The sequence below is a fragment of the Streptomyces sp. NPDC002463 genome (assembly GCF_042889835.1).
In the GTDB taxonomy this organism is placed as follows: Bacteria; Actinomycetota; Actinomycetes; order Streptomycetales; family Streptomycetaceae; genus Streptomyces; species Streptomyces nymphaeiformis.
On record NZ_JBIARL010000003.1, the window covers coordinates 504,079 to 510,689 of the forward strand.

Below are 6,611 nucleotides of genomic sequence, written 5' to 3' on the forward strand. Positions count from 1 at the left end.
GCGGTGTCATCGTGAAAGCTCCGGAAAGGAGTAAAGTCGCAGGCCAGCACCCCTTAAGACGTCTATCTACGCAGGTCAGCGCCCCACGGGCGAGGACTTCTTGAAGATCTTCTCGTGGGCGGCGATTCCCTTTGCTCCCCCATTGGTGGGAACTATTTATGGCATGAACTTCGACTCCATGCCGGAGCTGCGCTGGGGCCTCGGATACCCCTTCGCCATCGGCTCGATGGGGTGGTATGCGTCATTTTGTGCGTGATTTTCCAACGGAGAGGCTGGCTGTAGCGAGCACCTGCCTCAAACACGCGCCGCGCACTGTTTGCGCATGCATCGTCGCGCAAACCGCCCATACGGGGCGCTGGGCAGAAGTGATGCGGGTGATCTCCTCGCCCTTCCCTGCATAGGCCCTCTGGCCTGGTTTTTTTAGGGATCTGGAAGCGCTGGGGAGAATCTGGGGAGAACGCGGCTGTCAGCAGCACCTCCCACCTACGCCATCAAGCCCTTCGCCATAGTACGCAGTTCGCCGCCCTCTGGGCGGCTCATCGATGTCGGGGCAAGTCACCGTGAGTGACTGCGGGCCGATTCCGACGCCGGAAAGAACCGCGCCGCTGGGTAGCGCGGATCCTGCAGCTGGAGTCCGGGGGCCCGCCCACCGTCGGTAGGGGGGTTTGGCCGAGTCGACAGGGCGGGCGGGCTGCCTGGCGCCGTGGATGCTCACGGGTGAGAGCGCTCCTGGCGGCACGCGGTGCGGTGGTTCCAATGTGCCGGAGCGGCGGGCTCTTCCGTTCGTGCTGGGGGCAGAACCCAGGAGGGCTGTTCCGTCTCCGTCGACGAGGTACAACAGAGCTCCCTGGGCTTGGTTGCACCCAGGGAGCTCTGAAGGAGAGTCCGCCGTCGTCCAGGACGGACTAGAGCGCGATCCACTCGATGGACGTCGTGACCTTGTTCAGGACGTCCGGGAGCTGCTCGATGCCGAGTCCCGGGCCCGTCGGGACGCCGAGGTGGCCATCGGACAGGACGAACGGCTCCGTGATGTCCATGGCGAAGTAGCGGTGGGAGCCGGAGGTGTCACCAGGGAGGGTGAAGCCGGGGAGGGCCGCCAGGGCGACGCTGGCGGCGCGGCCGATGCCGGTCTCCAGCATGCCGCCGCACCAGACTGGGATGCCGTGGATGCGGCGGGCTTCGAGATAGCCGCCGACGCGGGCCGGCTTGATGTTGATGATCGAGCAGGCGCCCAGCGAGATGGCTGGCGCGGCATCGGCGGCGGACTCGATGGACTCGTCCAGGCAGATCGGGGTCCGCAGCAGCTTCGCGAGCTGGGCATGCTGGACCATGTCGTCGTTGGCGAGGGGCTGTTCGATCAGCAGGAGGCCGAAGTCGTCGAGCTTGGCGAGCTGTTGGGAGTCGACGAGGGTGTAGGCGGCGTTGGCGTCGACCTGGAGGAGGAGGTCGTCGCCGAAGCGCTCGCGGACGGCGCGGACCGGCTCGACGTCCCAGCCGGGTTCGATCTTCAGCTTGATCCGGACGTAGCCCTCGGCCACGTAGCCGTCCACCGCACCCGGTCGCACCCACGACCTGACCGCGGCCCGCGCCCATGGCATCGTCCAGGCCTGCCTGACCCGGCAGATCCGCGTCCTCGCGGACCGCGCCTACCAGGGCGCCGGCGCCACCTTCCGCACCCCGTACTACCGCCACCGCGAACAGCCGCAGCATTACCAGCAGTTCAACCGCGACCACGCCCGGCTGAGAGCCCCCGGCGAACGCGCCTTCGCCCAGTTGAAATCCTGGCGGCTGCTCCGGCGAGCCAGATGCTCCACCCGCCGCATCGGCACCATCGTCCAAGCCGTCCATACGCTGCTGACCTGCAACTATCCAAGATGAAAGAGGCCGAAGGAATCAGGCCGACCCCCTCCCCTATGCCCTCACATCGAGACGCACGAGCGCGCCGATCTCCACGAGCTGGTCCGGCAGCGCCAAGTCGGAAACGCCCATGACCGTGCTGGCGGGCCGGTGCTCCCCGAAGTACTCCGCGTGGAGGCGTGCTGTCGTGTCGAAGTTCTCCCGCAGGTTCCTCACCAGAACCGTGGTCTCCACTATCTGGCCACGCTCGGCCCCGAACTGCCTCAGCACCAGGTCCAGGTTCTCCAGCGTGGTGCGGACCTGCAGTTCGAAGTCACCGGCGCCCACGAAGTCGCCGTGACTGTCATGAGACAGCTGCCCTGACACATAGACCGTGTCATCGACCTGGGTGGCCTGGCTGTACCCGTACAACGACTCCCACGGCATGCCGAACCCGAACGTCTTCACCTGAGAACCCATGGCTCACTCCCTCGATGCGGTGCGCGGGGCCGTCGGTCGCAGGCAGGCCCCTTGTACGCAGAAGTTACGGGTTCGCACGAACGATGCTTGTCTGGTAGCGCCGTCCCAGTATTCTCTGTGCGCACAAAATTGGCTGCAGTGGACTCTTCCGGGCGCCGGTTTGATGAGTGGACCACTACGCCGACGATGAGGGACCCTGCCTCCTCGCCACACCCGTCGGTCAGCCCGTTTCACCCGCCAGCAGAGGATGAAAGAGGCTCACTCAGGTTCTTCTTGCAGTCAACGACTACGCGGTACGCCGCGTCCAGCGTGCTGACCGACCCGAGGTGTCTCTCACGGGCCCCGATCTCGACTGTCAGGGCGGTCATTGATCGACGCAAGCGCGGGTCACCTGCTCGCCAGATCATCGCCGGACCAATGCTGGCTCAGCTTTTCGGAGTTTTACTCCCGGCCCTGATCGTGTTGGCGCTGGAGCGCCTCCGCGGTCCGCCGCTGCGGGGGTCGTCGTGGCAGGCCCGACGGTCCCGCTGCCGGCGTTGTAGTTCTTCCCGCTGAGTAGAGCTCGGGAGGCAACTGACTACTGAAGTATGAGCGAAGAAGGAACGCTCCCCTCGTGCCACTGAAGTCGCACGCCTGCGAAGATCCTTACATGAGTTCCACGTTGCCCCATAAGACGCCCCAAGTGTGCTTTGAGACGGACTGCGGGCAGCCTGCTGCGTTCCCCACACGCACGAAGAGCACCTGGTGCGACACCCACATCACGCAGATGCTGCGTGAGGGCGGCCTGGAGCCGCTGGAGCCCTTCACGAAACCGAAAGCATGGCGCCTGACCCGATGCCTGACATGCGGCTGTGAGGCGCACTACCGCTTTGAGTACACCCTGGAAAAGAACACGTATGGGGAAGCGACGTGCCGGGCCTGCTACTGGCGACACTGGGCGCGGAAGGCTCGGCAGGCCATGGGCGTGTACGCGGATCTGAGCCCGGTTCCTGAGGCCGAGGCGCGGGAGCACGCCGAGAAGAACGGATACGACTACCTCAGCGCGCTGACCGCCCCGTCCTTGTCCGACGACCCACACCATGTCCGGTGCCGGTACTGCGGTCGCGTGAGCGCCGCGCGGCTCGGGGACATCGGGTTCGGCTGCCAGTGCCAAATCAACCCTCGGCGCGAGCGGCAGACGACCAAGCCCGCCGGATCCGAGCAGCGCGACCTCCTCAAGGACAGCGAACTGCCCGTCCTCGACTGGTGGGACCACGAACAGAACGACACCGCCGCCTGGGAAACCGTCACCGTCAAGGCCCGGCGGGAGGCGACCTGGCGCTGCCCCGACTGCGGACTGCGGTTCAGAAAACGGATCCTCGACATGGTCAACATGCGCGAGTGTCCGGAGTGCGAACCGAAGCGACGCGCTGAGCGAAAGGCGGAGCACGCCCGCTATCAGACAACGCCGGTCGCAGACGTGCCCGAGCTACTCTCCGCCTGGGACGACGACGCGGATCCCCGGACCGTGATGGTCTCCGACTACCGGCAGCGTCAGCTACGTTGCCCACGGGGGCACCGTCCTCGCCAGTCTCCGCTCACGTATCTGCGTAACGGCTGCCCGTCCTGCCGCGGCCAGGACACACGCGCGACGCGTCTCGAGGCGATCGCGGCCGATCCCGAGGCCTTCGGGCTCAACGCCGAGATCGCCGCACAATGGCACCCGACCAGGAACGGCAAGACTCAGTTGTCGAAGGTGTCGCCCGGTTCACGCAAGCTCGTGTGGTGGCGGAATGAAGACTGCGGCCACGAATGGCAGGAGACACCGGCCCGCCGGGAGCAGGGCCAGCGCCTGCGCTGCCCGGAGTGCCGCACGATTCTTGACTCGCTCGCCCACCACTTCCCTGATCTGGCGGAGGAATGGTCGCCGCCCAATCCCCTGTCCGCGTGGCAAGTGCGGCCTACCGGCCAGACCTTGTTCACGCCGGCCTGGATCTGCTCCGCGAACCCAGATCACACATGGCAGGCGCCCCTGTCCTCACGGGCGAACGGCAGCGGCTGCCCCGAGTGCCGGGAGCACGGTAAGTCCCGTATAGAGCTTGACCACTGGTCCGCTGCTGAGCGCGCCTTCGGCCGGGCATCGTCCGGCCAGTCGGTGCGGCACGGGGCATTCGCCCGGCGTGTGAACTGGCTCGTCGACATCACGGTTGAGACGGACGGGGAGCGGAAGCTAGCCATCGAGTACGACGGCTCCTACTGGCACGCGGACAAGGCCGACCTCGACATCGAGAAGTCCCGCGACCTGCTGGCGGCCGGATATCTAGTAGTTAGGCTACGCGAGCATCCTCTGCCACCACTGCCGATCGACAACCCGAACTACACGGAGTTCGTCGTGTACTCGGCGATGCCTACGCCGGACGAGACGATCGAGCGAGTGAGGGAGTGGGCAAGCAGGCGGACGAGGGGTGGCCCGGGGACCCAGCGCTGAGGCCTGTTGCGGGTGAGGTGACCGCCATCTCCGCAGCGACTCGCTCGGAAGAGACTGATTCCTAATGCGGTCTGTCAAGCCGCGAGTGCGGTGGGTGGCAGGGGTTCGTAGGTCCGTCCGTCGCGGAGGAGGGCCCAGAGGACGTTGACGCGGCGGCGTGCCAGGGCCAGGACGGCCTGGATGTGGCGCTTGCCCTCGGCTCGCTTGCGTTCGTAAAACCGGCGGGACTCATCGCAATGACGGATGCTGAACAACGCGGAGATGTAGAAGACTCGTTGGAGTCGGCGGTTGTAGCGGCGCGGGCGGCGGAGGTTGCCGCTGATCTTGCCGGAGTCGCGGGGCACAGGTGCGACGCCGCCGAAGCCGGCGAGGCGGTCCGCGGTGCCGAAGGCGGTCATGTCGCCGCCGGTCGCGGCCAGGAACTCGGCGCCGAGGATGACGCCCAGGCCCGGCATGCTGGTGATCGTGTCGAAGGCCCGATGTTCGCGAAACCGGGCCTCGATCGCCTTGTCGAGCTCGGCGACCTGGTGGTTGAGGGCCATCACCTCCCGCGCGAGGGTATGCACCATCTGGGCGGTGAGTTTCTCGCCGGGCAGGCTGGTGTGCTGGCGTCCGGCAGCCTCCAGAGCGGTCTCGGCGAGCCGGTCGGCGCGCAGGACCTTGCGGTTACGCAACCAGGACTCGAGCCGCTTCTTGCCCGTCCGACGGAGGGCGGCCGGGGTCTGGTAGCCGGTCAGCAGCACCAGTGGGCCGGTGTTGGTGAGGTCAAGGGCCCGCTCCAGGCCGGGGAAGATGCCGGCGAGCTGGGCTCGGAGCCGGTTGGCGGTGCGGGTGCGGTCGGCGACCAGGTCCATGCGACGCCTGGTGAGGATCTTCAGATCGGTGACCGTCTCGTCGCCGGTGCGTAAGGGCTGCAGATCCCGGCGAACGCGCACCTGGTCGGCGATGACGGCAGCGTCCTTGGCGTCGGTCTTGCCTTCGCCGCGGTAGCTCTCCGAAGCGCGGTGGATGGCCCGGCCGGAAATGTAGTGCACCGGCTGGTCGTGGTTGAGCAGGAGTGTGATGGCCAGGGCGGCTCCGCCGTCGGCCAGGTCGATGCCCCAGGTCACCTCGTCGCCCAGGGCCAGGACATCGGCGAGGAGTTCGAGCAGTTCAGGCTCGTCGTTGGCGACGCGTCGTGACAGCAGCCGACGGCCGCTCTCATCGATCACGACGCAGTGGTGGTGTGTCTTGCCTGCGTCGATGCCGGCCCAGATCATGGCCATGTGGTGCCTCCGTGCGGTGTGCTGCTGGTTCCTGCCACGGACGACCTCGCTGTCGATTCCCTACTCAGCGATCATTCGCAATTCCTAATTGGCAGCCGAGTCGTCGTGGGGAGCCGGGCGGCCAATCAGTGGAAGCCACAAGCGGCAGAGCCTTTTGAACCACACCCGGCACCCCTGGGCGGGTCAACCATACGAAGGGCTCACCACATCCCGCAGAAAGCGTAGGGAGCCTTTTCCAACCTGCTTCTGGAGTGCTGACAGTTGGGCTGACACCATGGTGAAGCGCCTGGTAGATGAGTTTTCGATCAAGAGAACCGGCTCCACCAGAGGCTTCACGTGCTTATCTACCCGTCGGGCGTCGACGTGTCTAGCTCCGCCCTCCGCTTCCTCGCACAGCAGCTGCGGCGCCACCGCCGTGCGATCGGCTCCCAGTGGCGGCGCCTGACCACCGGCCGCCAGGCCCTCCTCGGTGACCGCAGACAGCAGGTGGGCGGCCGGGACGTCCACGGTGCGCGAACCACGCGCACTCTTGCCGTCCAGGGCCAGGCTCTCGACCCCGTCCG

At 66.6% G+C, this 6,611-nt stretch carries 3 protein-coding genes and 4 pseudogenes; 4 read left to right on the plus strand and 3 right to left on the minus strand.

Going from position 1 to position 6,611, the window contains the following annotated elements:
- Positions 1-91 precede the first annotated feature (91 nt).
- A pseudogene (locus ACFYX3_RS10130) lies at positions 92-282 on the plus strand (CorA family divalent cation transporter); the annotation flags it as partial.
- A 623-nt stretch (positions 283-905) separates the two neighbouring features.
- Here ACFYX3_RS10130 and ACFYX3_RS10135 read toward each other — a convergent pair.
- Positions 906-1,550, minus strand: a pseudogene (locus ACFYX3_RS10135) (enolase C-terminal domain-like protein); the annotation flags it as partial.
- 4 nt (positions 1,551-1,554) lie between these two features.
- On the opposite strand from ACFYX3_RS10135, the pseudogene ACFYX3_RS10140 reads away from it, so the two are divergent.
- Positions 1,555-1,878 (plus strand): annotated as a pseudogene (locus ACFYX3_RS10140) (transposase family protein); the annotation flags it as partial.
- A gap of 33 nt (positions 1,879-1,911) precedes the next feature.
- Here ACFYX3_RS10140 and ACFYX3_RS10145 read toward each other — a convergent pair.
- Positions 1,912-2,316, minus strand: coding sequence for a RidA family protein (locus ACFYX3_RS10145; protein ID WP_389010512.1), 405 nt, complete (start codon positions 2,314-2,316; stop codon positions 1,912-1,914).
- Between the two features lie 649 nt (positions 2,317-2,965).
- Here ACFYX3_RS10145 and ACFYX3_RS10150 point away from each other — a divergent pair.
- The gene (locus ACFYX3_RS10150; protein ID WP_389010515.1) at positions 2,966-4,783 is read left to right on the plus strand and encodes a zinc-ribbon domain-containing protein; all 1,818 of its coding nucleotides are present in this window, start codon (positions 2,966-2,968) and stop codon (positions 4,781-4,783) included.
- A 74-nt stretch (positions 4,784-4,857) separates the two neighbouring features.
- On the opposite strand, the gene ACFYX3_RS10155 is transcribed toward ACFYX3_RS10150, so the two are convergent.
- Complete coding sequence (locus ACFYX3_RS10155) at positions 4,858-6,048, minus strand: IS110 family transposase (protein ID WP_389010518.1); 1,191 nt, start codon at positions 6,046-6,048, stop codon at positions 4,858-4,860.
- 336 nt (positions 6,049-6,384) lie between these two features.
- Between ACFYX3_RS10155 and ACFYX3_RS10160 the strand changes: the two are divergent.
- Positions 6,385-6,611 (plus strand): annotated as a pseudogene (locus ACFYX3_RS10160) (hypothetical protein); the annotation flags it as partial.